Below are 26,564 nucleotides of genomic sequence, written 5' to 3'. Positions count from 1 at the left end.
AGGCACCGACAAAAAACGCCCGCGCGCGAGCACACCCGCACGCCTCTCGTTGACACCGCACTGCGGGCGGGAAACTCGCGAAATCCCCGCCGCCACAGCGGTCTCAACCCAATGAGAAGGTCGCCAGATTGCGCCAGAGGCTGCGCAGGCTGTCCGTGCCGCCGAACAGCGTCGTGAAATGCGTCGAGTCGATCAGCACGATGTCACCCGCGCGGTCGTCGCCCGGCGGCAGCCAGATGACGGCGTTGAACTCGGTGTTGCCCGCGGTGGTGAACGGATGAGGGCGGTGCGGGTCGACGCGTTGCCGGCCCAGAACTCTGAGGTGGTCGCCTTCGGGCGCGGTCAGTTCGTAGTGCGGCAGGTGCTGGTGGAAACTCAGCGTCGGGACGTCGTTGAGCAACCCGAGTCCGTCGAGATCGCCGAACACTGTCAGTGGCGCGATGTCTTTCGTGCCCTCGGTCACCGCGGGCCGCAGCCCCCAGGTGTTGTGCACGGGCACGTTCAGCGCGGACATCAAAGACCTGGTGAAGCTGCTGAACCGCTGCTGACGCGGTACCAGGCGGTCACCGTGGTGTTCGTACTCGATCTGGCGCATCGCGAGGTCGTCGGTGAAGCCCACATCGTGGTGCGGGGCCAGAACGAGGCAGGTCCCGTCGCGCCGCAGCCACTCCTGGAGCGCCTCCACCTCGTCGGTTCCGGCCTGCAGTCCTGACGTCAGATGGTCGAGGCCGAACACCATCAGGGTGTCGGTGTCGGTGAGGATGCGTTCGTCGATCGGCTGCGGATAGCCGGCCTGGTCCACGCGCTGGAAGACCGCCACGGGATGACCGGTGACGGACCCTGCGAGGTCCTGAAAGCTCAGTGTCGAACGGTGGAAGAGTTCAAGGGTGCCCGCAATGCCCTGCAGGAAGTTGGCCGCCTCGAACTCCGGCGTTTCGTAGGACGGGTAGACGACATTGCGCACTTCGGTCATGGTGGAGAACCGGTTGGTCATTGCCGCCGGATCCCGTTGTGCCTCCCACGGATAACTCCAGGTCCAGTAGATGCTGATGCGGCGGTGTCCGTCGCGGAGGCGGAGGTGGTGGTCCTGGTTGTAGGTGCGTGCGGGCCGGGGAGTCATCGCTGCCCCGGGTCGGCGAGGTGGCGCAGCGCCCGCAACCCCGGAAGGAAGAAGTATGCGCCGCCGCGCAGCGTGGTGAAGGCGGGGATGCCCTTGTGCACCTTGCGGATCGGGCGTTTCGGGATGGTGAAGTCCAGGGTGCCGTCCTGGGTGCCGCAGATCGGATCGTGCTCGTTGCCGAGTTCGTGGAACGTCTTGTCGTTGATCCACACATTCTGGGCGAACTCGAACTGACGAACCAGGCTGGCGCAGATGATGAAGGCCGCGATGCCGCGGTCGACGCCGTCGTCGGGGGCATCGTCGGGAAGTGCCGGCCCGTACGTCGCACCTCGGCGAATCATTCTGCGCCGGTTCATGTTGTGGGCGGTGTCGCGCGGGTTGAGCCGACGCGCATGTGACCCCAGTGGGCAGGCGTATCCCAATGGATCCATCTCGCCGTAGTTGAAGTCGTTGCTGCGCATGGGGTCGGCGCCCAGTTCCGGGTCATCCGCGTTGGGGGCCAGCACCAGGGGCGCACCACTGCGCCATCGCCCCATGAACTTGGCGGCCAGAAGTTCCTGCTCCTGGGCGGTCTCGGCGTTGGCGCGCAGGTGATCGCGGAACGCGCCGACGTGCTCCTCCAAGCGGCGGTACGCCATGAAACTGCCGTTGCGTGCGAGCACCTCGGGTTGGGGAAGGGTGGTCACGGGGCCGTCCTCGTCGGGGTAGCCGAGGATGAACTCGCCGGCGGCCAGCGGCGCTCCAGACCCCGGGGTGGGCTCTTCCCCGGAGCCTGCGATGACGGGTTGGGACAACCGGTCGCGGAAACCGAAGTGGTCGTGCGCGTAGTTGAACGGGGGATTGGCGTTGAGATCGAGGTGCGACAGGCTGCGCACGCCGGGACAGCGGGCCAACAGTTTGTCGTGTTCGCCGATGCACCTGGCGTATTCCTCGTCGTCGCGCGCGAACAGGATCGCGATGGCGTGCAGATTCTCGTCGGCCAGACCGCCGAGCCAGTGCTCGGGTGCGTTGGCTCCGGTGTCGCCGAGGATGTCGGCGCGGGCGGCCATCCCCTCCCGAAACTCGTCGGGAAAGGTGGCTAGATCCTGCTCGGGCACACCGAGCGCGCGCAGGCCGTTATGGGTGAACGCCAACGTGATCCAGCGTTTCGAGCCGTCCATGGTGTCGCGGACCTCGGCCGCTGACTGCGCTGTGGGCAGCAGTTCGGACAACCATTGCCGGCCGCCCGTCACGGTGTCGAACGTCAGGAACTCGTACCGGCCCGTCATGGCCGGGGTGCGGGTCAAGAGGATGTGCTGGATGTCGTCGAGTTCGAGATTCACTGCATCTGGTCGAGCATGTCGGAGAACGCGGCCTTCAAGCGCAGGGCCTTCTTGATCTCGTCGGCCGTGACGTAGGGATACTCGCCGTACTCCAGGAAGCTGGGGCACTGGTGAGCCCGGACGAACTCGATGAACGCCTCCGGGTTGGTCTGCCAATCCTCCGGAAAGCCTTCGAGATTGGTGAAGACCGTGGTGATTCCGGTCTGGCTGAACAGTTGGACCGCGTCCTCGGTGTACTTGTCGAAGTCGGTGTCGAAGATTCCCTGGTACTGGAAGTGCAGACCGGATCCGACGTCGAAGAGCACCCAGCGCAGGTAGTGCAGTCGCAGGGGTGCCAGGACGTCGGGTGTGGCTGCGACTGCTTCTTCGATCTGCTTTCCGTAGGCCCGCACGACCTCTTCGCGGCCCTCCTTCACCTTGGCGATGATCGAGAACCCGTAGCACGCGGGAGTGCGTGGGAAGACCGGGCCGTACCGGCCTCTCTCAAGGTCGAAATAGCCTTCGGGCGGAATGGCTTTCGCAGCGGGGTGCGACCACGTGTGCGGGTCTGCGGACATCCGTCTCCTAGGTTTCGTCGCCGATGTCTCGGATGGTACGGCCGACCGACGGGCCTCGGCGTCCCCCAATTCGGGGGATGGGTGCGCGGGGTGCCTCAGCGGGCATACGCTGGAGAATTGAGGCGCCGAGAGATGTTCGGCCTGGACGTCGGACACTGTTGTCGCGCCGGGTGGGAGATTGCGCCATGAAGAGAAGAAGCGCGACGGTTCTGTTGATGGGTGTTGCTGTGGCGGCGGCAGGACTGTTCGTCGCGCCAGGGGCTTCGGCGGAATGCATCGCCTCACGCGGGACGATCATCTGCACCGACGACGGGTCAGCGAATCCCTCGGCCCCGGTGGGTCGGCCAACCGGAACGCAGCCGGTTCCAGTCACCGACAGGGGTTCGTTCACGCCATATCCGTGCCACGTGGATTGGTTCTGCGACACCGACTACGGGACGGGGGTCGGTGACGTTCTCTACGGTCACAACTAGCGGCGCCGGTCGTCCCCCGTTGTGGGGGATGACCGCGGGCGATGGGCTGACTTATGTTCAGGCCGTAAATTTCGGTGCTTGTTCGGGGGTGCATTGCCGATGCGAGTGGCAGTGATGGTGTCGTTGCCGGTGTTCGTGGTGGGGATGTCGGTCGTTGTGTCCGCCGTGCCCGAGGCCTCAGCAGACTGTGTGAGTTCCGCGGGGACCATGCTGTGCTCACAGGGTGATGCTCGCGGGGCGGACACCGGGCAGGGCCCGGGTTCTGGGCCGGTGGTGCCCTATCCGTGCGACCTCGACTGGTACTGCGACGAAGACGGTTGGACGTTCGGCGTCGCGCTTGATCCAGGGGACAACAATGGAGGCGGCGGAGGGATCGGTCCGTCTGGGCCCAACAATGATCTGCCCGGCAGACCGGGTGGCGGCGGCCGACCAGGCGGCGGTCGCAGATGACCGGTGTGGTGAAGGAGTGGAGATGACAGTCTTCGGTAGAGCGTGTGGCACGGTGGCCATCGCGGGCGCGATCGCCTTGGGGAGCGCACCTGTCGCGTTGGCGGATCCGCCCAACTGCACGGCCGCCGACCTCGCCGGCGTCATGTCGGGTGTGACGGCCTCGACGTCGGAGTATCTCTTCACGCACCCCGACGTCAACACGTTCTTCACGGGACTCAAGAACACCCCGAAGGAGGAGCGCAGGGATCAGGTCCAGGCGTACCTGGACGCAAACCCGCAGGTCGGTGACGAGCTGCGCGGCATCCGCCAGCCCGCCAAGGACTTCCGTGCGCGCTGTGACGTCCCCATGCCGGAGTGAAAATCGCCAGCACCCCGACCCCGGGTGGCTGCCGGCAGGGTCGTGAGCACAGCGGGGTCACAGCCCTGACGGCAATTTCGCGGGCACGGGCTAGCTGAACCGCACGCCCTGCGCCAACGGCAGTTCCGACGAGTAGTTGACGGTGTTGGTGGCGCGCCGCATATAGGCCTTCCACGAGTCCGATCCGGACTCGCGGCCGCCGCCGGTCTCCTTCTCGCCGCCGAACGCGCCGCCGATCTCGGCGCCCGAGGTGCCGATGTTGACATTGGCGATGCCGCAGTCGGAACCGTCGGCCGCCATGAAACGCTCCGCTTCGCGGATGTCAGTCGTGAAGATTGCCGACGAGAGCCCCTGCGGCACAGCATTGTTCAATGCGATGGCCTCATCGAGAGTGTCGTAGGTCAGCACGTAGAGGATGGGTGCGAACGTCTCGTTGTGCACGATGGCCGTCTGCGAAGGCATGCGGACCACCGCGGGGGAGACGTAGTAGGCGTCCCCTTCGGTGCCGTGCCGGTGCCCGCCGAACACCTCGCCGCCGTCGGCGGCGGCCTGCTCGAGCGCGCCCACCATGTCGCGGTAGGCCGTCTCGTGGATCAACGGGCCCACCAGCGTGCCCTGGGCCGACGGATCGCCCACCGGCAGGCTGCGATAGGCCCCGACGATCCGCTCGACCAACTCATCGACCACCGATCGGTGCGCGATCAACCGGCGCAGCGTCGTGCAGCGCTGCCCCGCGGTGCCGGCCGCGGAGAACACGATGCCGCGGACCGCCAGGTCCAGGTCGGCCGACGGCGTGACGATCGCGGCATTGTTACCGCCCAACTCCAGCAGCACCCGCCCGAAGCGCTGCGCGACCCGCGGCCCGACCTCGCGTCCCATGCGCACCGACCCGGTCGCGCTCAGCAGCGCGACCCGCGGGTCGTCCACCAGGGTCTCGCCCACCTCGCGGCCGCCGAGGAGCAGACGGCTCACCTCGACTGGGGCGCCCACATCGCGCGCGGCCCGCGACATCAAGGCCTGGCACGCGACGGCCGTCAGCGGGGTCAGTTCGGACGGCTTCCACACCACGGTGTCCCCGCAGACCAGCGCGACAGCGGTGTTCCACGCCCACACCGCGACCGGGAAGTTGAAGGCCGTGATGACGCCGACCACGCCGAGCGGATGCCAGGTCTCCATGAGGCGGTGACCGGGACGTTCGGAGGCGATGGTCTTGCCGTACAACTGCCGGGACAGGCCGACGGCGAACTCGCAGATGTCGATCATCTCCTGCACTTCACCGAGCGCCTCGGACGTGATCTTGCCTGCCTCGATGGTCACCAACTGCGCCAGATCGTCCTTGTGCTCGGTCAGCAGTTCGCCCAGGCGGGCCACCAGCGCGCCCCGCACGGGCGCGGGCGTGGTGCGCCACGACGTGAACGCCCCGGCCGCCTCGGCGATCGCGGCGTCGGTGTCCTCAGCGCTGGCCTCGGTCAGCGAGAACAGCACCTCGCCCGTGAGGGGCGTGCTGGCCTGGATGCCGCCCGCGCCCGGCACTCCGAGTGTGAGTTCGGCGCCGACGGTACGCAGAGCGGCCTTGGCACGCTCACGCAGGTCTTCGACGCGGGGGACGGTGATCGACGTGGACTCCATGGTGGTCATGATGCCGCTTTCTGGTAGAGGTCGTAAGGGTCAAGGAGGTCAGTGCCGACGGCCCCGGACAGCCAGTCCGGGCTGTACTCGGAGTTGTCGGAGGCGTGGCCGACGTGGGCGTCGGCGTCGAGGTTTGAGCGGAAGATCCCGGCTGCTGAGGCCGGCAGGAAGTCCTCATAGACAACGGGTTCGGTGGGATTCCCGCCGCGGTAGTACGCCAGTCCCTGCTCGGCGAACTCCGCGTCGGTGGCGGGGAAGTGCTGGTGCCACACCACGCCCGGGTCGGGTGCGGCCACCGCTCGGTCATAGAGTTCGCGACCCTTGCGCGTCAGCGCCACACCGCGCGCCTCGACTTCGCCGAACCGGACCCGCAGGCTGCCCTCGCTCACGTGGCCGTGTTCGTCGGCGAACAGGCGCGGTTCGGCCAGCGCGCGAAACGACGTCTGGCGCAACAGGACAGCAGGTCCGTGCACGCGCGGCGGGCCTTGGATGCTGTCGATCATGGTGATTCCGCGACCGCTCATCCGGCGGTACAACTCATCGATGTCCAACACCCGCGGTGTGAGGTGGTTGATGTGCGTCGTGGTCACGCCCGCGATGTCGGCGGCGACGGCCGAGACCTGCGACAGTTCGTCGTACCAGGTCCGGTCGATCGGTTCGCGGGACAGCGCGAATGCCGCGACGGCGCGGGCCACGAACCCCTCCGCGACCTCACGAGCGCAACCCCCGTCGGCTGCGATGGCTCGGGCTGCGGTGATCAGTTCCGGGTCGAACAGCGCCCGGCTGCCGAGAAAACGTTCCACGCGGGTGCGCAGGTCGGCGTCGAAGAACCTGGCGTCGGCGGTCGCGAGCATCGAGGTGAACACTCGGAAAGGGTTGCGGGCCAACTCGTCTGATTCTGTGGGCCGGAATGCCGTCGAGACCACGGGCACCGGTGAGGCGGCGGTGCGCAGGTCGTAATAGCCGACGGGGTACATGCCGAAGGCGGAGAACAGGCCCGCGACCTGTGCCAGCTCGTGCGGCGTCCCCACCCTGATGGCGCCGTGCCGCTCGGCGGTGACGCGTTCCAGCGATCCCAGCCGTTCGTCGTTCGGGTGGCTGGCGACATGGTCGGCGTTGACCTCAGCGCTGACCTGCACCAGCGTGGTGTAGGCGGGCACCTCGGCGCCGTACATGTGCGACAGCGCCGCGGCGAACATGGCTCGGAGCCGCCAGCAGGGGATGTGCTGCGAGGCGTTCATGTCTGCGGGCTCCTGCGATAGTCTCCGCCCATGGTCGCCGATGAGCTCGATGACATCGACCGGATTCTGCTTCGTGAACTGGTGACCGATGGACGTGCGACGTTGGCGCATCTCGCGTCGACCGCGGGCCTGTCGGTGTCAGCCGTGCAGTCGCGGGTGCGCAGGCTGGAGGCCCGCGGCGTGATCTCGGGGTACGCCGCGCGCGTCGCGCCCGAGACGGTGGGGCAGCAGTTGTCGGCCTTCGTCGCGATCACGCCGCTGGACCCGTCTGAACCCGATGATGCGCCGGCACGGCTGGAACACCTCCATGAGATCGAGTCGTGCCACTCCGTGGCCGGTGAGGACAGTTACGTGCTGCTCGTCCATGTCGAGTCGGCGCGGGCGCTGGAGGGGCTCCTGCAGCGGATCCGCACCGCGGCCAACGTCAAGACGCGGAGCACGATCATCCTACAGAATTTCTACAGCGATAGGCGATTCGTACCGTAATTTCTCCTGCTACTGAGCGCTGAGAAGAAAAATATCCGATAACATCGCCGCATGACCGATGTGCTTGCGACCGCCGACATCGCCGCCGACCTGCGTTCTGAAGACGTGCGCCCCACTGACGTGCACACCGTGCTCGCCCGGCACATCCTGGCCGACGGCATGGACCTCGTCCTGGACCTCGAGCGATCCCACGGATCCTGGCTGGTCGACGCCCGAACCGGGCGCAGGCACCTGGACATGTTCACGTTCTTCGCGTCCTCGGCGCTGGGCATGAACCATCCCGCACTCGCCGAGGACCCCGAGTTCCGCGCCGAACTCGCCGCCGCGGCCGTCAACAAGCCCAGCAACTCCGACGTCTACAGCGTGCCCATGGCCCGCTTCGTCGAGACGTTCGCGCGCGTACTCGGCGATCCGGCACTGCCGCACCTGTTCTTCGTCGACGGCGGGGCGCTCGCGGTCGAGAACGCGCTGAAGGTCGCCTTCGACTGGAAGAGCCGGCACAACGAGGCACGCGGCATCGATTCGGCGTTGGGCACCAAGGTGTTACACCTGCGGGGCGCCTTCCACGGCCGCAGCGGTTACACGCTGTCGCTGACCAACACCGATCCGAACAAGGTCGCCCGCTTCCCGAAGTTCGACTGGCCGCGCATCGACGCGCCGTACCTGCGTCCCGGCGCCGACATGGATTCGCTGGAGGCGCAGTCGGTGCTCGAGGCCCGCGCCGCCTTCGAGGCCCACCCGCATGACATCGCGTGCTTCATCGCCGAACCCATCCAGGGGGAGGGCGGCGATCGGCACTTCCGGCCCCAGTTCTTCGCCGCGATGCGCGCCCTGTGTGACGAGTTCGATGCGCTGCTGGTCTTCGACGAGGTGCAGACCGGATGCGGGCTGACGGGCACCGCGTGGGCGTACCAGCAGTTGGGTGTGCAACCCGACGTGGTGGCGTTCGGCAAGAAGACCCAGGTGTGCGGTGTGATGGCCGGTGGCCGCGTCGACGAGGTCGCCGACAACGTCTTCCACGTGAGCTCCCGGATCAACTCCACCTGGGGCGGCAACCTGGTGGACATGGTGCGCAGCCGTCGCATTCTCGAAACCATTGAGGCCGACGACCTTTTCGTGCACGCGGCGAAGCGGGGCCGCCACCTGCTGCGGCGCCTCGATGAGTTGGCCGCCGACATGCCGGGCCTGGTGCTCGACGTCCGCGGACGCGGACTGATGTGCGCCTTCAGCCTGCCGAGTGCGGGCCTGCGCGACGACATCATCCGCGGATTGGCCGCCCGTGGGGTGCTGATGCTGGCCAGCGGCGTCGACAGCGTGCGGTTCCGGCCCGCGCTGACGGTCTCGCGCACCGAGATCGATCAGGCCGTCGCCGCGGTGCGTGCGGTGCTGGAGGAGCTGGGGGCGACCGCGCGGTCAGCCTGAGGTGAGCCTGCGGATCGTGTGGTGCAGGTACGGCAGATCCGGGCCGCCCACGAGGGTGCAGCCATGCAGTTCGGCCAACTTCTGCGCGGCCGGGGTGAACGGCTGGTTCGACACCACCATGGTGCTCATGCAGTCCTGCATCGGGGCGCCGGCCACCACCTCCTGCACGGCCCCCGGCCCGACGGGCCGCGACTGTCGTTTGCATTGAATCGCAACCCGATTGGGGCGCCGGCCGACGATCAGATCGACACCCCAGTCGCCGGACAGCGGCGTCATGATGACGGGCACACCGCAGCCCCGGGCGACCCGCGCCACGTAGTCCTCGAACTCCAGGCCCGACATCGACTCCGCAGGCCGTTCCCGCGGGCTCGGTGTCCGCAGACCCGCCACCGCCCCGCGGATGAACCGGGGCAGAGCCAGCGCGACCAACGGGACCGCGACCGCCACAACGAGAGCGACCCACGGTGGGGCTCCGGTGAGAAGGGCGGCCAGGCCCGCGGCAACGGCCAACGCCGCATACACCTTGACCCGCAACACGCACCGGATCGTAGGCGTCACCTCCGACATCCGTTCACCTCGGCGGGCTGTGGTTGCATGGAGTCATGACGGTGGCCCAGTCCGAACGTGCCCTGCTCGTCGAAACGCTCAAGGCGGTGGGACCTGATGCGCCCACGCTCTGCACAGGATGGACGGCGCGCGATCTCACGGCGCACCTGGTGCTGCGAGAACACCGCCTCGACGCCGCGCCCGGCATCGCGTTGGCCCCCTTTGCGGGGTACACCGCCAAGGTTCAGGACCGCATCGCGACCACGACGGGCTGGGACCGGCTCGTGGACCAGGTGGCGTCCGGGCCGCCCCTGTTCTCCCCGTTCAAGCTTCTGGATTCGGTGGTCAACGTCGTCGAGATGTTCGTCCATCATGAAGACGTCCGGCGCGCGCAGTCGGGTTGGGAGCCCCGGGAACTCGACACCGCGACGGAGTCGGCGCTGCGACGTCAGGTGCCCAGGCTGTCCCGGCTGGCCCTGTCGAAGGTGCCGGCTCGGCTGACGCTGCGCTGCTGCGACGGCGACACGCTGGCCAAGGTGGGTTCGGGTCCTGAGGTCACCGTCACTGGCGCCCCGGGTGAGCTGCTGATCTGGCTGTTCGGCAGGGACGAAGCCCGCGTGGAGTTCGACGGCGAGGCAGGTGCGGTGGAGTCCGTGCGCACCGCCAAGCGGGGGCTGTGACGGCGACGACGTTTATCCGCATGCCTGCTCGGGAATCCGCCAACACCTGAGAAAAGGCGAGGACAATGGGATCTATGCGCGGGACAGAGCAGAGTTGGCGCAGCGACAACCTGGGCAGGGAAGACCATGAGGTCCGATCCGCCATCAGGTTCGCCGTCGTCGCGTCCATTGCGGGTGTTGCACTGCTGATCATCGCGGCGCTGTGGGCCAGCACGTGCAACGGTCCGGCCGCCGACGTCGACACCGTCGCCTGTGGAGCCACGCAGCGGACCCTTCTCGGCCTGCTCGCCCCGGCCATCCTGTTCGGTTCGGCGGTGTGGGCGTTCGTGCGCACCTACCTGGTCTGGCGTGCCGAGGGCACGTGGTGGGGCTGGCAGGGCGCGGGGTGGTTCCTCATGATGGTCATGCTGCTGACATTGACGATGGGTTTTCCGCCGATCGCCGGCCCCGGTCTCGTGAGCTGAGTGCGCTCGGGATGTGAGCGAGACCGCGGAATTCGGCGGTTTGGCCACCCATGCATCCGGGGTATGTGATGCGACGATGAAAAGCGCATTGAGCACCGACTCGGATTCATTCGAAACCCGAGGTCACAGGCATGGCTAGCGGGTCCAGTGCCTCAGGTAGCCTCAACCCGACACCGCCGGGAGGCCACACATGACGAATGCCGAAGGCGCAGAGGCGCGCATCGACACCGGGTCCGCTCGCAGCGAGAGCGCCATCGAAGTGCGGGTCGCCGCGCAGTTGGAGAACCTCGCCGCCGTGCGCACCGTGATCGGCGCGATGGGCACGTTTGAGGATCTCGACCTCGACGCCGTGGCCGATCTCCGGTTGGCCGTCGACGAGGCGTGTACGCGACTCATCAGGTCGGCGGGGCCGGGTGCGACTCTGGTGCTGGTCATCGACCCACGGCCGACCGAGGTGGTGGTGGAGGTGTCCACCGCGACGCTCAACGTCGAGGACATCCTCACCCCGGGAAGCTTCAGCTGGCATGTGCTGACGTCGCTGACAGACGACGTGCGCACCTTCACCGACGGCAGATCGATCAATGGGGCCGAGCAGGTGTTCGGCATCGCGTTGACCACGAGAAGAGTGAGCCCGGGCAGGTGAGCCCAGCCGCGTCCCGCGGGTCGTCTTCACGATCGACTTCTGAATATGCCGATGTGCCCGACATGTTCCGGGAGTTGGCGAAGCTGAAGGCCGATTCCGCGCAGTTTCAACGTCAGCGCGACAGCATCGTCGAACGCTGCCTGCCTCTGGCCGATCACATCGCCCGGCGGTTCGACGGCCGCGGCGAACCACGCGACGACCTGGTGCAGGTCGCCCGAGTCGGTCTGGTGAACGCCGTGATCCGGTTCGATGTCGACACCGGATCAGACTTCGTGTCGTTCGCGGTGCCGACGATCATGGGCGAGGTTCGGCGCCACTTCCGGGACAACAGCTGGTCGGTGAAGGTTCCGCGGCGGCTCAAGGAGCTTCACCTGCGACTCGGCAGCGCCACCGCAGAACTGTCGCAGCGACTCGGGCGCGCTCCGACCGCCAGCGAACTCGCCGCGGAACTGGAGATGGACCGCGACGAGGTGGTCGAGGGTCTGGTCGCCGGCAGTTCCTACAACACCCTTTCCATCGACAGTGGTGGTGGCGGAGGCGATGAGGACGCCCCGGCGATCGCGGACAGCCTCGGTGACGTCGATCTGGCGCTCGATCAGATCGAGAACCGAGAAGCGCTGCGGCCCTTGTTGGAATCCCTGCCGGAACGTGAGCGCACGGTCGTGGTGCTGCGTTTCTTCGAGTCCATGACCCAGACCCAGATCGCTGAGCGGGTCGGCGTCTCCCAGATGCACGTCTCCCGACTGCTGGCCCGTGCGTTGGCTCGGCTCCGCGAGCAGTTGGAGTGAGTCGGGTCGCCGGCGTGCTGCTGGCGGCGGGCGCCGGTAAGCGCTATGGCATGCCGAAAGTGGTTGCCGAAGAAGGTGATTGGCTCAAGCGTGCCGTGAATGCGCTGGCTCGCGGTGGCTGCGACGACGTTATCGTGGTGCTGGGCGCCGCCGACGTGGATGTCCCGCCCCCCGCGCGCGCCGTCACCGCGGCCGACTGGGCGGACGGGATGAGCGCCTCGGTGCGGGCCGGGCTGCTCGCTGCCGAGGGGGCCGACGTCGCGGTGCTGCATGTCGTGGACACCCCCGACGTCGGCGCCGACGTCGTCGCCCGGGTTCTGCAGGCCGGGCAGGGTGAGTCCGGGGTGGCGCGCGCCGTATTCGACGGGCGCCCAGGGCATCCCGTGGCGATCGCGTGCCGGCACTGGCCCGCGGCCCGGGAGAGCCTGCATGGTGACCACGGCGCCCGCGACTTCCTCAGGGCGCGCGGCGATGTCGTCGAAGTCGAATGCGCGGATCTGGCCTCGGGGCAGGACATCGACGAGCGATAGTCAGCTCGGCAGCAGACCCAGCGCGGCCACTGCGTCGCGTTCGGAGCGCAGTTCGGCGACCGACGCGTCGATCCGGGCACGCGAGAACGCGTTGATGTCAAGGCCTTCCACGATCTCCCATTGCCCGTTGACCGACCGGCACGGAAACGAGCACACCAGACCCTCGTCGACGCCGTAGGCGCCAGGTGAGGGCAGTGCGACTGATGTCCAGTCGTCATCCGGCGTACCGTGCACCCAGTCGTCGACGTGGTCGATCGCGCCGTTGGCCGCCGACGCCGCCGAACTGGCCCCACGGGCCTCGATGATCGCGGTGCCGCGCCGAGCCACCGTGGGGATGAACTCGTCTGTGAGCCAATGGGTGTCGGCCGCATAATCGGCGCCCGAGCGGCCCGCGACGATGGCGTGAAACAGGTCCGGGTACTGCGTGGGGGAGTGGTTGCCCCAGATGATCATCCGCGAGATCTCGGTGACAGGTTCGCCGGTGTGCCGGGCCAGGGCGGCCACGGCCCGGTTGTGGTCCAGGCGGGTCAGCGCGGTGAATCGCTGCGCCGGGATGTCGGGTGCGTGCGCGGCCGCGACCAGGGCGTTGGTGTTGGCCGGGTTGCCCACCACGAGCACGCGCACGTCGGATCCGGCGCCGGCGTTGAGCGCGTCCCCCGCGGAGGCGAAGATCCGTGCGTTGGCGCTGAGCAGGTCGGCCCGTTCCATGCCCTTGCTGCGTGGTTTGGCGCCGATCAGCAGGGCGACGTCGACCCCGTCGAAGGCCTTACGCGGATCGTCGTGGATCTCGGTCCCGGCCAGCAGCGGGAAGGCGCCGTCGTCGAGTTCCATCACGACCCCCTCTGCGGCCCGCACCACCGACGGCAGTTCGAGCAGGCGCAGCACCACTGGAGTGTCACGGCCCAGCATGGCGCCCGCAGCGATCCGGAACAGCGCCGCGTAGCCGATCTGACCGGCGGCCCCCGTGACAGTGACGATGTGCGGTCGTTGCGGCATAGCGGTCAGCCTATGCCGAGCGCACCGGCGAACCGCCCCACGGCCTGTGTCGCGGTGTCGGCGACGTCCTCATGTCCTGGGCGCGCCCGAAGGGCGATGGCGCCGGTGGTGACGTCGAGTGCCACCTCGGCGAGCATCTCTCCGGTCGTCGGCTCGCACACGGCCCAGGTGTACCGCGAGTCGTCCGACCAGCGTCGATCGGATTGTGCGACGTAGTCCGGGTCCGCGATGCCGATCTCGGCCAGGGCTGGGCGGTCGTCCATGCGTTCGTCGGCGCGCAGTGCTCGCAGATACCAAGCGCCGGCATTGATCTCGACGGGATCCATGGGCAACAGCGTCTCACGCAGGTTCGAGTCGTATCGTCGCTGGGCGGGGGGTTTCACAGTGGTGAGGGGGAGCGGTATGAAGATCGCGGTGCTGGGGGCCAGTGGCCTCATCGGCGGCCAGGTCGTCGACATCCTGAAGGACGACGGCCACGAGGTCGTCGCCGCGGCCCGAAACACCGGTGTCGACGTGCTCACCGGGGCGGGTCTGGCCGACGCGCTGGCCGGCGCCGACGCGCTCGTCGACGTCACCAATTCGCCGTCCTTCGCCGATGACGCGGTGCTGGACTTCTTCACGACGTCCTCGAACCACCTGACGGCCACGGCGTCTGAGCAGGGCGTCGGGCACTACGTCGCGCTGTCCATCGTGGGGGCCGAGGACCTGCCGGACAGTGGCTACATGCGCGCCAAGGTGGCACAGGAGCGCATCATCACCGGTTCGGGCCTGCCGTACACGATCGTGCGGGCTACGCAGTTCCAGGAGTTCGCCGAGGCGATCGTCGCGGAGATGACGATCAACGGTGAGGTTCGGACGCCGGATGCCCTGATCCAGCCGATCGCCGCGGCCGAGGTGGCCGCCGCGGTGGCCCGGGCCGCGGTGGGCCCGCCCCGCAACGGCGTCGTCAACATCGGGGGACCGGACAAGGTGAGCTTCGCGGATCTGGCCAGGGTCGTGCTGGCGCGACAGCACGCGGAGACGCCCGTCGCCGTCGACTCCACAGCGCGGTACTTCGGCACCACACTGCAGCAGACCAGCCTGGTCACCGGTGACGGCGCCGTGCTCGCCACCACCCCGTTCCAATGACTGAGCCGCCCAGGAATTCACCTGGGCGGCTCAGTCACAGTCTGGAGCGGTGCTGCTAGTCCTTGATCTCGCAGAGCACAGTGCCCTGCGTGATCGCGGCGCCGGCCTCGGCCGACAGCCCCGTGATGGTGCCGTCCTTGTGCGCGGTCACCGGGTTCTCCATCTTCATGGCCTCCAGCACCACGACGAGGTCACCCGCGGCCACGGTCTGTCCCTCTTCGACGGCCACCTTGACCACGGTGCCCTGCATCGGGGCGGTCACGGCGTCGCCGGAGGCGGCAGCACCGCCATGGGCGCCACGCTTGCGGGCCTTGGGCTTCTTGCGGATCGCACCGTGTGCGGGCGAGCCGCCGTTGCCAATCGCCAGATCGCCGGGCAGTGAGACCTCGAGGCGACGGCCGCCGACCTCGACGACGACCTTCTGCCGCGGCTCGGCCTCTTCGGCGTCGACCGCGCCGCCGCCGGTGAACGGCTCGATGGTGTTGTCCCACTCGGTCTCGATCCACCGGGTGTGGACCGTGAAGCCGTTGTCGTCACCGATGAACGCCGGATCGCTGACCACGGCGCGGTGGAACGGGATGACCGTGGCGAGGCCTTCGATGTGGAATTCCGCCAGGGCGCGCCGGGAGCGCTCCAGCGCCTCCTCGCGGGTCGCGCCGGTGACGATCAGCTTGGCGAGCATCGAATCGAACTGCCCGCCGATGACCGAGCCGGTCTCCACGCCGGAGTCCAAGCGCACGCCGGGGCCGGTCGGGGGATCGAACCGGTTGACCGGGCCGGGGGCGGGAAGGAAGCCGCGGCCGGCGTCCTCGCCGTTGATGCGGAACTCGAACGAGTGACCGCGCGGGGTGGGATCCTCGGTGATGTCCAGCTTCTCACCGTTGGCGATGCGGAACTGCTGACGCACCAGGTCAATGCCCGCGGTCTCCTCGGTGACCGGGTGTTCCACCTGCAGGCGGGTGTTGACCTCGAGGAAGCTGATCAGGCCGTCCTGGCCGACCAGGTACTCCACGGTGCCGGCACCGTAGTAGCCGGCCTCCTTGCAGATGCGCTTGGCGGACTCGTGGATCTCCTTGCGCTGCGCGTCGGTCAGGAACGGCGCGGGGGCCTCCTCGACCAGCTTCTGGAAGCGGCGCTGCAGCGAGCAGTCGCGCGTACCGGCGACGACGACGTTGCCATGCGTGTCGGCGATCACCTGGGCCTCGACGTGGCGCGGCTTGTCGAGGTAGCGCTCGACGAAGCACTCGCCGCGACCGAACGCCGCCACGGCCTCGCGGGTGGCCGACTCGAACAGTTCGGGGATCTCCTCGATGGTGCGGGCGACCTTCATGCCGCGGCCGCCGCCGCCGAACGCGGCCTTGATCGCGACCGGCACGCCGTACTCCTTGGCGAACGCGACGACCTCGTCGGCGTCCTTGACGGGGTCAGGCGTGCCCGGGACCAGCGGGGCCTGCGCGCGCGCAGCGATGTGGCGGGCGGTCACCTTGTCGCCGAGGTCGCGGATCGACTGCGGGCTGGGGCCGATCCAGATCAGCCCGGCGTCGATGACGGCCTGGGCGAAGTCGGCGTTCTCGCTCAAGAAGCCGTAGCCCGGGTGGATCGCGTTGGCGCCGGACTTCTCGGCGGCGTCGAGAAGCTTCTCGAACACCAGGTAGGACTCCGCCGAGGTCTGGCCACCGAGGGCGAACGCCTCGTCGGCCAACCGGACGTGAGGGGCATCGGCGTCGGGTTCGGCGTACACCGCCACGCTCTGCAGTCCGGCGTCCTTGGCCGCGCGGATCACGCGAACGGCAATCTCGCCGCGGTTGGCTACCAGGACCTTGGTGATGGTCGAACTGGCGTGACTGGGCACCTGTGCCTCCTACATTGACTCACTGATTCGGGCCTGGCCGCCCACATGTCTAAGAAACGTCTTTAAGAATCTATCTGGCGCAGTTTATGCGCCGCGAATCGTGTCCGATGAGCCGGTGCCGGTTACCGACGAGTAGGTTCCCCCGGCACGGCCCCGGTAAGACGAAATTTCCGTGCCGTCGTGGTCCTGAGCACCGGCGTCGCCGGGCTCCCACGCACGCCGCCGACGACTCAGCTGTGGCGCAGAACACACCGGCGCGGAGTGTCGCGCCGTCGGCGGGGAGAGAACTCAGGCCTCGCGCAGCCTGCGTTTGATGCGGGTCAGCATGGCCGACATCCCCCGCAGCCGGAGCGGACTGATCAACTTCGCGAGGCCCAGATCGGTGTAGAAGTCGTCGGGCACGGCCAGGATGTCGTCCTTCGAGTGCCCGTCGAGTCCGGTGGCCAGGATCGACGCGAAGCCCCGTGTCGTCGGCGCCTCGGGAGGCGCGCTGAAGTACAGCCTGACGTGCGCGGGATCGCTCGCGTCGACATGCAGGAACAGGGGCGACTGGCATTCGGGGACCGGCTCCATGGCGGCCTCTTCGAGGTCGGCGGGCAGCGCGGGCAGTTCCTGGGCGAACTCGAGCAGCAGTTGCAGCTTGTCCTGGCCATCGACCTCGGCGAAGTCGGAGACCACCTCGGCCAGGGCGGCGGGCATGCTCATGACGTCGGTGCGTGCCCTGGCTGCTCGCCGGTCACGATGGGCACCCGCACGGTGTTGCCCCATTCCGTCCACGAGCCGTCGTAGTTGCGGACGTTGTCCAGGCCCAGCAGGTGCGTCAGTACGAACCAGGTGTGGCTTGACCGCTCACCGATGCGGCAGTACGCGGTGACGGGGTGACCGGGTTCGCCCTCGGTGGCGAAGCGGTAGATCTCGTCGAGTTCGGCGCGGGAGCGGAACCGGCCGTGGTCGTCGGCGGCCTTGGCCCACGGCACCGAGATCGCGGACGGGATGTGCCCGCCGCGCAGCGCGCCCTCTTCGGGGTAGTCGGGCATGTGCGTGCGCTCGCCGGTGTACTCCTGAGGTGACCGCACGTCGATGAGGATCTCGCGGCCGAGCGAGGCCAGCACGTCGTCCTTGAACGCGCGAATGGGAGCGTCGTTGCGCTCAACGACGGGGTAGCCCGTCGACGTCCTGGACGGCACGTCGAGGGTGGTGTCGCGGCCGTCGGAGATCCACAGATCACGGCCGCCGTTGAGCAGACGCACGTCCGGGTGGCCGAAGAGCGTGAACACCCACAGCGCGTAGGCCGCCCACCAGTTGCTCTTATCGCCGTAGATCACCACGGTGTCGTCCCGGCTGATGCCCTTGCGGTCCATCAGCGCCGCGAACTGCTCACCGGTGATGTAGTCGCGCACCGCCGGGTCGTTGAGGTCGGTGTGCCAGTCGATCTTGACCGCACCGGGTATGTGGCCGACGTCGTAGAGCAGGACGTCTTCATCGGACTCGACGATGGCCAGGCCCTTGCTGCCCAGGTGAGCCGACAGCCAGTCGGCGGTCACCAGGCGTTCGGGATGGGCATAGCCCTTGAGGTCAGGGCTGGGATCTGCAGGCAGAGGCACGGGAATGAGCCTACCGGTGGGTGGTCTGCGCGTGTTGCGGGCCGCAGGTACGGTGAGGCCGATTCTCCGAGACGGCGGGACGTATGCGTGCATTGCTGACGGTGCTTGGGGCGGTCCTGCTGCTCATCGCGGCCGTCGCGGCGCCGTTTCGATTCGTCCCGGTGGGCAGTGTCGAAGCGGCCGTTCTGTGCGCTCTCTGGCCGATTCTGGTGGCCTGCGCGGTGCCCGCGGCGGTGATGTTCCTGGTGGCGCGCCGGTGGGTGTGGGCCACGGTGTCCGGGGCGCTGGTGGCCGTCCTGGTGGCGTCCTACGCCCCGCTGTACATCCCCGACCGTCGGGAGGCCGGGGACGACGGGAACGTGCCGGTCAGGGTGGTGACCGCCAACCTGCGGCGCGGCGGTGCCGACGCCGAGGCCTTCGTCGCAGCGGTGCGTGACCGCGCGGACGTCGTCGCGGTGGAGGAACTCACCCGCCGGATGCGCGACGACCTGGTGGCGGCGGGGATGGACACGGAGTTCCCGGAAGCCACGACCCATCCCGCTCCGCTGTCCAGTGGCATCGGCCTGTGGGCCCGTGCGCCATTGGCCGAGTCGAGGCTGCTGACGAACTTCACGATGCCCGCGTTGACCTCGGAGGTCACGGTGCCCGGTGCACAGTCGCCGGTGCTTCTGTTCGTCGTGCACACCGCGAACCCGGTGACCAAACCGGTGCGGGAGTGGAAAGGTGATCTGGAGCAGATTCGGACCGAACTGCGCAGACTGGCCGACACCTCGGCCGGACGCTGTGTCGTCGTCGCCGGGGACTTCAACGCCACCGTGGACATGTGGAACTTTCGGCAGCTGTTGGCCGACGGCTACGAAGACGCCGCGAGGCAGGCGGGATCGGGTGTGGCGCTGACCTTTCCGGCCCACCTGCCGGTTCCGGCGTTCTCCGGAATCGACCACGTTCTCACTCGTGGATGCCGTGCGACCTCAGTGGAGGTGGTCGCGGTTCCCGGCTCAGACCACCGGGCCCTGGCCGTGACGGTGGAGGTTCCGAGGAACTGAGCGCGTCATCCGCCCACGCGCCACAGCGCAGACGGCGACAGTCCGGTCTGGTGCAGCAGGCGACGCAGCAGAGGCAGGCTCAGCCCGATGACGTTGGCCGGGTCGCCGTCGATCCGATCGACGAACCACCCGCCCAGGCCGTCCAGGGTGAACCCGCCGGCCACGCCCAGGGGCTCACCGTGATCGATGTAGGCGTCCAGGTCGGCCTCGCTCGGCGTGCCGAAATGCACTGTGGTGCTGCCTGTTTCGATGTATCTCGAATGGACGCGGCCGTCGACGATGCGGATCAGGCAGTGCCCGGTGAGGAGTTCACCCGAGCGTCCCGCCATCGCGCGCCACTGGCTCTGCGCGGCCTCTGCGGTGCCGGGCTTGCCGCACAGCCTGCCGTCGAGCAGGAGCATCGAATCGCAGCCGATCACGACACAGTCCGCCGCGACCTCCTCGGGCAGTCGCGTGACCACCTCGTCGGCCTTGGCGTCGGCGAGCGCGCCCACCACGGCGGCCGGAGTGGCGTCGGGGAGCGCCGCGATGACGGCGTCCTCGTCGACGCCGGACACGATGACCAGCGGGTCGACGCCGGCGTTGCGCAACACCGACAGTCGCCCGCTGGAGGCCGAACCCAGGACGACCCGGGTCATCGGCGCATGTGCGTCCGTTCCATCAGCGTGAGCCGCTGCCAACTGGTGAACCCGTACCGCAGCTTGTCCACCGGGTGGCCCCAGAGGTTGAGTTCCTGCGGTCCGAGCTCGTGCTGACCGCCGGAGGCCGCCGCCAGCACGGTGGCCAGTGCGGCCACCTCCTCGTCGGTCGGGTTGCCCTTGAGGATCCTGAGCTCGGGCACCGGAGGTGTCGGATCGTCGATCGTCAGATCGCGGGCGTCGCTGACCTCGGTGATGTCGGCGTCATGGTCCATGGTGAAAGTCCTTGCCTCGCAAGCGGTCAGGGTGCAGCATTCCGCATCACAGCGGGATGTTGCCGTGCTTCTTCGGCGGGGTCTGGACGATCTTGCGCTCCAGCAGGCGCAGCGCCGTGGAGACGTAGCCGCGGGTGTGCGACGGCGGGATGACCGCGTCGACGTATCCGCGCTCGGCCGCGACATACGGGTTGACCAGCGTGTCCTCGTAGTCCTGCTGCAGCTGAAGGCGCAGTGCGTCCACGTCCTCGCCCTCGGCCGCGGCCTTCTTCAACTCCTGGCGGTACACGAAGCCGACGGCACCCGAGGCGCCCATCACCGCGATCTGCGCGGTGGGCCAGGCCACCACGACGTCCGCGCCCATGTCCTTCGAGCCCATGACGCAGTACGCGCCGCCGTAGGACTTGCGGGTGATGACGGTGATCTTCGGGACCGTGGCCTCACCGTAGGCGTAGAGCAGCTTCGCGCCGCGGCGGATGATGCCGTTGTACTCCTGATCGGTGCCCGGCAGGAAGCCGGGAACGTCGACCAGCAGCAGGATGGGGATGTTGAAGGCGTCGCAGGTGCGGATGAACCGCGCGGCCTTCTCCGAGGCGTTGATGTCGAGGCAGCCGGCGAACTGCGTGGGCTGATTGGCCACGATGCCGACCGGACGACCGTCCACCCGGCCGAAGCCGATGATGATGTTCTGCGCGTAGCCGGCCTGGACCTCCAGGAACTCGTCGTCGTCGAGCATCCGAGCGATGACCTCGTGCATGTCATACGGCTGGTTCGGCGAGTCCGGGATCAGGGTGTCCAACTCGAGGTCCTCGTCGGTGAGGTTGTCCTCGACGGCACCGAGGTGCGGAGGCGCCGGGTAACGCGGCGGCTCGGCGTAGTTGTTGGGCGGCAGGTAGCCCAGCAGGTCGCGGACGTAGTCCAGCGCGTCCTGCTCGCCGGAGGCGACGTAGTGCACCGTGCCCGACTTGGACATGTGCGTGTGTGCGCCACCGAGGTCCTCCATGGTGACGTCCTCGCCGGTCACGGTCTTGATGACGTCCGGGCCGGTGATGAACATCTGGCTGGTCTGGTCGACCATGATGACGAAGTCGGTGAGCGCGGGGGAGTAGACGTGGCCACCGGCCGCGGCACCCATGATCAACGAGATCTGCGGGATGACGCCCGAGGCCTTGATGTTGTTGTGGAAGATCCGGCTGTACAGGCCGAGCGAGACCACACCCTCCTGGATGCGGGCGCCGGCGCCGTCGTTGATGCCGATCAGCGGGCGGCCCGTCTTGATGGCCAGCTCCTGGACCTTGACGATCTTCTCGCCGTAGACCTCGCCGAGGCTGCCGCCGAACACCGTGGCGTCCTGGCTGAAGATGCAGACGTCGCGCCCGTCGATCGTGCCGTAGCCGGTCACGACGCCGTCGCCGACGGGGCGGTTCTTCTCGAGCCCGAAGTTGGTGCTGCGATGCCTGGCCAGCGCGTCGAGTTCGACGAACGAGCCCTCGTCGAGCAGCGCGAGCACGCGCTCGCGCGCGGTCAGCTTGCCCTTGGCGTGCACCTTCTCGACTGCGGCTTCACCCACGGGGTGCTGCGCCTGCTCGGCGCGTTTGCGCAGTTCGGCGAGCTTGCCCGCCGTGGTGTGGATATCGACCGTGTCGTTTTCAGGCTCGGTAACGCTCGTCATAGGCGTTGATGCTATCGGGGCGGTGATCGCGCGTCGCGGTTGGCCCTTATTGCTCCCTTAGAAATGCGGCCCCGGGCTCCGCCGCATCTGGGTCCTGTGGCCGTCCCGCCGGGGGTCCGCAGGGGCCCGCGAGGTGTCCGCGCGGCGCCGAGCCGGGGCGCGGGGCCGTCGATCGGCGTCTTCCGATGTCGGACGTCTGGGAGGGTGCGCAGCGATGGCCAGACGGTCAGGGGGCCGCGCGGGCGGCACCCATCGCTTTGCTGGGTCTGCACAGGCGGGAACCTGGACAACCTGGGGCGGATTCGCGGACATCGTTGGGGGAGGCGGCATTCCGGGACATTCGGTGCATTCGGGTGGTGATCTCGCAAACGTGCGGCATCTCCTGCCGCCGCGAACTTTCCCCACCTCCAGCCTGTTTCTACGCCGTGGTGCGTTCAGTCGACGGAGTTTCGGCAACGCCTGACCTCCCATCGGAGGCCGGCTGTGGCCGTGCAGACGGCAAATATCGTTAGCTCGGCAAACTCGATAACTTGGCGACGAAGTCCCCATGAGACCCCGAATTTGCTGAAACTGACGATCTCTGCGCCACCAAAAATGCCCTCTGACCTGCGCGTTTCGAGTTGACAGCCGGGATGGTGTCTGGAAACCTGATTGACAACATCCAACGAGAAAGGGGTGAAAATAATGTCTTCTGCAGTTGCTGGAAAACTGCCCTCTGTGACAACGAAGTTTCAGGTGGGAGCAGGGGCGGCGGCGGTTGCCGCAGCCGCGATGTTCACGCCAGCGGTCGCCGCGCAAGCCGATGTCGCGGTGCCGGCCCCCCTGGCCCCCGTGACCCAGGTTCTGGATGCGGGCTTCGCGCAGGATTTCAACTGGTGGTGGGTTGGCCAGGCGAATCCCACTCCGCCGAAACACATTGTGCTGCTGGAGTTTCGTCCGCTGGCACTGATTCCCGGGTTCCTTGAGGACGCGTGGAAGCAGTGGACCGCGAACTGGAACTTCCAGGTCTGCTTCCTGGGCGCCGGCGTGAAGGTCGGCCCGTACGGGACGGTGACAGTCTCGGTGGGCAGGGGCTGCTAGCGGCGATCCCTCGCGGAACTCGACGGTAGGGGCTCACGCGGGCCCCTACCGTGCCCAACGCTGCGCTCCTTGGGGGCATGCGCAGCCGATGCAATTGGAAAGCCTTCTCGTGCATATCTTTTCACGACGCCCGTCCGGGCATGATGCGGACGGAGCAGATGACGCCGTCCGTGACACGGACGAGGGCGCAGGATTGTGGCAGCGCCGCGAGGTGAGAATCGCCGCGTTGGCGACGGTGCTGGTCTCCACCGGTTTTGTCTGCTGGCTGGGAATCCGCGCTGTCGAGGCCAAATCCGCGCTCGAGCACGCCCGCAGCGGTGCACAGCAGGTGAAAGAAGCGCTGATGCAGGGTGACACCGACGCCGCTGTGGAGGCCGCCGAGCGCACCTATGCGCAAGCCTCGGCCGCGCGCAGTGCTGCGCACTCGTTGCCGTGGAACGTTGCCGCGTCCGTGCCATGGCTCGGCAGTCCGCTCAAGACGACTCAGGAGATCTCTGACGTCGTGCTGAACTTGGCTGCTGACGTGCTGAAACCCGCCGCGCAGGTGGGAACGGTGATGTCACCGAACAGCCTGTTCCAAGACGGACGCCTGGACGTGGGAGTCCTTCGCGCCAAGCAACCCGCACTGAGTGCGATCGCCGACAGTGCGGCCCGACTGGATATGGACGCCGCAGCAATATCTGAGCCCGCGTACCTGGGGCCGGTCGGTGATGCACGCGCGGCGCTGCAGGACCAGACGTCAGACGTGGCTGAGATGCTCGAAAACACCGCTCTGGCCGCCCAACTGGCGCCCTCGATGATGGGGGCCGACGGGCCGCGCACCTACTTCATGGGATTTCAGACCAATGCCGAGGCCCGCGGGACAGGCGGACTGCTCGGTGGATTCGGTGTCCTGCGATTCAATGACGGCAGGTTCACCGTCGATGACCTGGGCGCCAACACGGAACTCGACAAACCGTTCACTCCCATCGACCTCGGTCCCGAATACAACGAGCAGTACGGGTTCACCAACCCGACGACGGACTTCCGCAACAGCAACCAGAGTTCTCACTTCCCCTACGCCGCCCAGATCTGGCGGTCGATGTGGAAGCAGCAGACCGGTATGACCGTGGACGGCGTCGTCGCGATCGACCCCGTTGCCCTGAGCTACATCTTGGGCGCCGTCGGCTCCATCACCATGCCGGACGGGGAGAAGATCACCAAGGACAATGTCGTGGAACTGACGGAATCGACTGCCTACCAGCGATTCCCCGACGATCAGACCGCACGCAAGCGCTATCTGCAGGACATCGCCAACGAAGTGGTGAAGAAGATGTCCAAGCCGGTGGAGTCTCCGCGGAAGTTGCTTGACGCGCTGGGGCGGGCAGTCAGCGAGGGTCGTATCGCCGTCTGGAGTGCTGACGCGGAGGATCAGACGCTGCTGGAGAAGACTCCGCTGGCCCACATCGTCCCGGACGATGCCGCGCCGTATGCCGAGGTGATTGTCAACAACCTGGCCGGCAACAAGCTCGATTACCACCTGACGCGCGATATCGAATACGTCGCCGATCAGTGTGTGGGCGACACCAGGATGTCCACCGTCACCGTGCGTCTCACGAATACCCTGGGCGAGAACCCCTCTCTTCCGGAGTACGTCGCCGGATCCATGGGGCTTCGGCAGGACATTCCTGTCACACTCCCAAATGGGACCATGCTGACCTCTGTGCGCCTGCTTGCGACTCAGGGTGCCGAACTCGTGGGCGCCACGGCAAACGGAGACAGGACGCCGGTTCTCACGAGCTCGGAGCGTGGGCATCCCGGATTTGAAGTCCAGGTCGCGATTCCGCCGAACCAGTCAGGCGAACTCCAGTTCCGACTGTCCGAGCCGACAGCAGCGGGATCGCCGCGAGTACCGGTTCAACCACTGGTTGATGAAGTCTCCCCAAGAATTTCCGTTCCAGAATGTTCGCGATAACTCGGATCCCGACGGTCGGAAACGTAGTTGTGGTGTTGGGTGGCAGGCGATTCGGGCGTTGCCGTCAATTATGCGGCACCGGTCAGCCTGAGAAGTGATGCCCAACAGATTAAGTGGAGAGGTCGTTGACCGATGACTCTTGAATATTTTCTCAAAGTGGTCCGAATGCGGTGGATCACAGTGTGTTCGGTGGCTCTCATCGGCGTTCTGACGGCTGTCATCATCATTCTGACGACTACACCCATCTACCAGGCAACGACCAGATTGTTCGTGTCGACGTCCACGGGATTGTCGAACTCTGATCTCTACCAGGGCAACCGGCTTTCGCAGGACCGCGTGATGTCGTACACCGAACTGATCATGGGGCAGACGCTGGCCCAGCGCACTATCGACAAACTCGGTCTCGACATGGACGCGGCGGCACTGCGCGAGAACGTCAAGGCCAAGGCGAAGTCCGGCACCGTGTTGATCAACGTCCAGGTCCGCGACCAGTCACCCGTGCGGGCCCGTGACATCGCCAACGCCTTGTCGAATGAATTCGTGGCCATGGTCTCCGAATTGGAGTCCCCCACGAACGGGGGGCCGCCGAACGCCCGCGTGATCGTGGAGCAGAGGGCCGCGGTGCCCGAACGTCCGGTGGTGCCCAGAACCAAGCAGGTTCTCGCGTTCGGGTTGGGCCTCGGCGTACTGCTGGGCATCGCTGCGGCGGTTCTGCGTGAAGTCCTCGACAACACCATCAAGACACGCGAGAACGTCGAAGACAGCGCCGGCGTCGGCGTGGTCGGCAGTATTCCACTGGACAAGAAGAGGCGGACCGAACCGGCGATTTCGTTCGGTCGCGATCACTCACCGATCGCGGAGTCCTTCCGCGCGCTTCGCACCAACCTGCAGTTCCTGTCGGTCGATAACCCACCGCGCGTGATCGTCATCACGAGTTCTGTTCCCGGCGAGGGGAAGTCCACCACGGCGATCAACCTCGCGCTGGCGCTGGCCGAGGCTGGAAACCGAGTCGCGCTCGTGGACGGTGACCTGAGACGTCCCGCAATCCACAAGTACCTGGAGCTGGTCGGGACTGTGGGATTCAGCACGGTCCTCAGCGGTGGAACGTCGCTGGCAGATGCGCTGCAGCCGACGAGCTTCGACGGCCTGACCGTCCTCGCGGCGGGCGTCCGCCCCCCGAACCCCAGCGAGCTGCTCGGATCGCGGGCTGCACAAGCGCTGCTCGACGAACTGCGGACCGACTTCGATTTCGTCATCGTCGACTCCGCGCCGCTGCTCGCCGTGACCGACGCCGCGATCCTGTCGGCGGCCGCGGACGGCGCGTTCATGGTCGTGCGGTTCGGATCCACAAAGCGTGACCAGTTGGCGCACTCAGTGCAGACCCTGGCCGACGTCGGCCGCGAGCCGATGGGCGTGGTGTTCACGCTCGTCCCAGCCAAGGCGGCCGGCCCCTATGGATACAACTACAGCTACTACGGGGCCGACAGTGCGCCCGAACTGGAGCGCGAGCCTGACACCGCCTGAGTGAGTGGGGAGTCCGAGATCACAAGCCGCATCGACGTCGAGCCGAACAACGGCGTGAGGCCGAGCCCATACATCCGCCAAACCGC

The 26,564-nt window shown here is 67.4% G+C and carries 28 protein-coding genes; 14 read left to right on the top strand and 14 right to left on the bottom strand.

From position 1 onward, the window contains the following. Positions 1–103 precede the first annotated feature (103 nt). Genes G6N34_RS17630 through G6N34_RS17620 form a run of 3 tightly spaced genes read right to left on the bottom strand, consistent with a single transcriptional unit; the run spans position 104 to position 2,999 of the window. Positions 104–1,120, bottom strand: a complete 1,017-nt coding sequence (locus tag G6N34_RS17630) for a hypothetical protein (RefSeq protein WP_085149067.1) — start codon at positions 1,118–1,120, stop codon at positions 104–106. Next, the gene (locus tag G6N34_RS17625; protein WP_085149063.1) at positions 1,117–2,442 is read right to left on the bottom strand and encodes a Dyp-type peroxidase; all 1,326 of its coding nucleotides are present in this window, start codon (positions 2,440–2,442) and stop codon (positions 1,117–1,119) included. Before G6N34_RS17625 ends, G6N34_RS17630 begins: the two co-directional genes overlap by 4 nt. Continuing rightward, positions 2,439–2,999 (bottom strand): hypothetical protein, encoded by a 561-nt coding sequence (locus G6N34_RS17620; protein WP_085149060.1) that lies wholly within the window; start codon positions 2,997–2,999, stop codon positions 2,439–2,441. Before G6N34_RS17620 ends, G6N34_RS17625 begins: the two co-directional genes overlap by 4 nt. 572 nt (positions 3,000–3,571) lie before the next feature. Here G6N34_RS17620 and G6N34_RS17615 point away from each other — a divergent pair. After that, positions 3,572–3,922 carry a hypothetical protein gene (locus G6N34_RS17615; RefSeq protein WP_085150001.1) on the top strand — a complete coding sequence of 117 codons (351 nt, stop codon included), beginning with the start codon at positions 3,572–3,574 and terminating at the stop codon, positions 3,920–3,922. A gap of 22 nt (positions 3,923–3,944) precedes the next feature. Further along, a complete protein-coding gene (locus G6N34_RS17610; RefSeq protein ID WP_085149999.1) occupies positions 3,945–4,280 on the top strand; it encodes a heme-binding protein in 336 nt (111 codons plus the stop codon). 90 nt (positions 4,281–4,370) lie between these two features. Here the strand turns inward: G6N34_RS17610 and amaB are convergent, their stop codons facing one another. Beyond that, entirely contained in the window at positions 4,371–5,918 is a 1,548-nt protein-coding gene (gene amaB, locus G6N34_RS17605; RefSeq protein ID WP_085149054.1) for an L-piperidine-6-carboxylate dehydrogenase, read from the bottom strand. After that, positions 5,915–7,150, bottom strand: coding sequence for a 2-oxoadipate dioxygenase/decarboxylase (gene hglS, locus G6N34_RS17600; RefSeq protein WP_085149051.1), 1,236 nt, complete (start codon positions 7,148–7,150; stop codon positions 5,915–5,917). The genes amaB and hglS overlap by 4 nt, the downstream gene beginning before the upstream one ends. A 30-nt stretch (positions 7,151–7,180) precedes the next feature. Between hglS and G6N34_RS17595 the strand changes: the two genes are divergently transcribed. Together G6N34_RS17595 and lat are read left to right on the top strand one after the other, a co-directional pair. Next, a complete protein-coding gene (locus tag G6N34_RS17595; protein ID WP_085149048.1) occupies positions 7,181–7,636 on the top strand; it encodes an Lrp/AsnC family transcriptional regulator in 456 nt (151 codons plus the stop codon). A gap of 51 nt (positions 7,637–7,687) precedes the next feature. Continuing rightward, a complete protein-coding gene (gene lat / locus G6N34_RS17590) occupies positions 7,688–9,058 on the top strand; it encodes an L-lysine 6-transaminase (RefSeq protein ID WP_085149045.1) in 1,371 nt (456 codons plus the stop codon). Here the strand turns inward: lat and G6N34_RS17585 are convergent. After that, entirely contained in the window at positions 9,050–9,625 is a 576-nt protein-coding gene (locus tag G6N34_RS17585; protein ID WP_085149043.1) for a restriction endonuclease, read from the bottom strand. The genes lat and G6N34_RS17585 overlap by 9 nt on opposite strands. A gap of 35 nt (positions 9,626–9,660) precedes the next feature. Between G6N34_RS17585 and G6N34_RS17580 the strand changes: the two genes are divergently transcribed. The 5 genes from G6N34_RS17580 to G6N34_RS17560 all read left to right on the top strand — a co-directional run bounded on the left by G6N34_RS17580 (position 9,661) and on the right by G6N34_RS17560 (position 12,709). Beyond that, positions 9,661–10,284, top strand: coding sequence for a TIGR03085 family metal-binding protein (locus G6N34_RS17580; RefSeq protein ID WP_085149040.1), 624 nt, complete (start codon positions 9,661–9,663; stop codon positions 10,282–10,284). A 74-nt stretch (positions 10,285–10,358) separates the two neighbouring features. After that, positions 10,359–10,748: a hypothetical protein gene (locus tag G6N34_RS17575; RefSeq protein WP_085149037.1), complete on the top strand. Its 390-nt coding sequence runs from the start codon at positions 10,359–10,361 to the stop codon at positions 10,746–10,748. A gap of 190 nt (positions 10,749–10,938) precedes the next feature. Beyond that, positions 10,939–11,391, top strand: a complete 453-nt coding sequence (locus tag G6N34_RS17570; RefSeq protein WP_085149034.1) for an ATP-binding protein — start codon at positions 10,939–10,941, stop codon at positions 11,389–11,391. A gap of 62 nt (positions 11,392–11,453) precedes the next feature. Then, positions 11,454–12,179, top strand: coding sequence for a SigB/SigF/SigG family RNA polymerase sigma factor (locus G6N34_RS17565; RefSeq protein WP_276061467.1), 726 nt, complete (start codon positions 11,454–11,456; stop codon positions 12,177–12,179). Next, on the top strand, positions 12,176–12,709 hold the full coding sequence (locus tag G6N34_RS17560; RefSeq protein ID WP_264016595.1) for a nucleotidyltransferase family protein: 534 nt from the start codon (positions 12,176–12,178) through the stop codon (positions 12,707–12,709). Before G6N34_RS17565 ends, G6N34_RS17560 begins: the two co-directional genes overlap by 4 nt. On the opposite strand, the gene G6N34_RS17555 is transcribed toward G6N34_RS17560, so the two are convergent. Together G6N34_RS17555 and G6N34_RS17550 are read right to left on the bottom strand one after the other, a co-directional pair. Further along, complete coding sequence (locus G6N34_RS17555) at positions 12,710–13,705, bottom strand: malate dehydrogenase (protein WP_085149028.1); 996 nt, start codon at positions 13,703–13,705, stop codon at positions 12,710–12,712. A 5-nt stretch (positions 13,706–13,710) separates the two neighbouring features. Then, entirely contained in the window at positions 13,711–14,031 is a 321-nt protein-coding gene (locus G6N34_RS17550; RefSeq protein ID WP_085149025.1) for a hypothetical protein, read from the bottom strand. 76 nt (positions 14,032–14,107) lie between these two features. On the opposite strand from G6N34_RS17550, the gene G6N34_RS17545 reads away from it, so the two are divergent. Beyond that, a complete protein-coding gene (locus G6N34_RS17545) occupies positions 14,108–14,833 on the top strand; it encodes an SDR family oxidoreductase (RefSeq protein ID WP_085149022.1) in 726 nt (241 codons plus the stop codon). Between the two features lie 55 nt (positions 14,834–14,888). Here G6N34_RS17545 and G6N34_RS17540 read toward each other — a convergent pair whose 3' ends face one another. The 3 genes from G6N34_RS17540 to G6N34_RS17530 form a co-directional block, all read right to left on the bottom strand. Next, positions 14,889–16,685 carry an acetyl/propionyl/methylcrotonyl-CoA carboxylase subunit alpha gene (locus tag G6N34_RS17540; RefSeq protein WP_085149019.1) on the bottom strand — a complete coding sequence of 599 codons (1,797 nt, stop codon included), beginning with the start codon at positions 16,683–16,685 and terminating at the stop codon, positions 14,889–14,891. 288 nt (positions 16,686–16,973) lie between these two features. Beyond that, positions 16,974–17,390, bottom strand: a complete 417-nt coding sequence (locus G6N34_RS17535) for a SufE family protein (protein ID WP_085149016.1) — start codon at positions 17,388–17,390, stop codon at positions 16,974–16,976. Beyond that, positions 17,387–18,289 carry a sulfurtransferase gene (locus G6N34_RS17530; RefSeq protein WP_085149013.1) on the bottom strand — a complete coding sequence of 301 codons (903 nt, stop codon included), beginning with the start codon at positions 18,287–18,289 and terminating at the stop codon, positions 17,387–17,389. The genes G6N34_RS17535 and G6N34_RS17530 overlap by 4 nt, the downstream gene beginning before the upstream one ends. 83 nt (positions 18,290–18,372) lie before the next feature. Between G6N34_RS17530 and G6N34_RS17525 the strand changes: the two genes are divergently transcribed. Further along, positions 18,373–19,335, top strand: a complete 963-nt coding sequence (locus tag G6N34_RS17525) for an endonuclease/exonuclease/phosphatase family protein (RefSeq protein WP_085149010.1) — start codon at positions 18,373–18,375, stop codon at positions 19,333–19,335. 5 nt (positions 19,336–19,340) lie between these two features. Here G6N34_RS17525 and G6N34_RS17520 read toward each other — a convergent pair whose 3' ends face one another. From G6N34_RS17520 to G6N34_RS17510, 3 genes are read right to left on the bottom strand one after another with little or no spacing between them, the layout of a single operon-like run. Beyond that, positions 19,341–19,973 carry a Maf family protein gene (locus G6N34_RS17520; RefSeq protein WP_085149007.1) on the bottom strand — a complete coding sequence of 211 codons (633 nt, stop codon included), beginning with the start codon at positions 19,971–19,973 and terminating at the stop codon, positions 19,341–19,343. Then, positions 19,970–20,248: an acyl-CoA carboxylase epsilon subunit gene (locus tag G6N34_RS17515; protein ID WP_085149004.1), complete on the bottom strand. Its 279-nt coding sequence runs from the start codon at positions 20,246–20,248 to the stop codon at positions 19,970–19,972. The genes G6N34_RS17520 and G6N34_RS17515 overlap by 4 nt, the downstream gene beginning before the upstream one ends. Positions 20,249–20,294: 46 nt before the next feature. After that, on the bottom strand, positions 20,295–21,920 hold the full coding sequence (locus tag G6N34_RS17510) for an acyl-CoA carboxylase subunit beta (RefSeq protein ID WP_085149001.1): 1,626 nt from the start codon (positions 21,918–21,920) through the stop codon (positions 20,295–20,297). 717 nt (positions 21,921–22,637) lie between these two features. Between G6N34_RS17510 and G6N34_RS17505 the strand changes: the two genes are divergently transcribed. From G6N34_RS17505 to G6N34_RS17495, 3 genes are all read left to right on the top strand, one after another. Beyond that, the gene (locus G6N34_RS17505) at positions 22,638–23,000 is read left to right on the top strand and encodes a hypothetical protein (RefSeq protein ID WP_234812732.1); all 363 of its coding nucleotides are present in this window, start codon (positions 22,638–22,640) and stop codon (positions 22,998–23,000) included. 88 nt (positions 23,001–23,088) lie between these two features. Further along, positions 23,089–24,954, top strand: a complete 1,866-nt coding sequence (locus G6N34_RS17500) for a DUF4012 domain-containing protein (RefSeq protein ID WP_109788296.1) — start codon at positions 23,089–23,091, stop codon at positions 24,952–24,954. Positions 24,955–25,086: 132 nt separating this feature from the next. After that, entirely contained in the window at positions 25,087–26,478 is a 1,392-nt protein-coding gene (locus tag G6N34_RS17495) for a tyrosine-protein kinase domain-containing protein (protein WP_085148995.1), read from the top strand. Positions 26,479–26,564 lie beyond the last annotated feature (86 nt).

The sequence above is a fragment of the Mycolicibacterium confluentis genome (assembly GCF_010729895.1).
In the GTDB taxonomy this organism is placed as follows: Bacteria; Actinomycetota; Actinomycetes; order Mycobacteriales; family Mycobacteriaceae; genus Mycobacterium; species Mycobacterium confluentis.
This window is presented reverse-complemented; position numbering and strand designations above follow the sequence as displayed.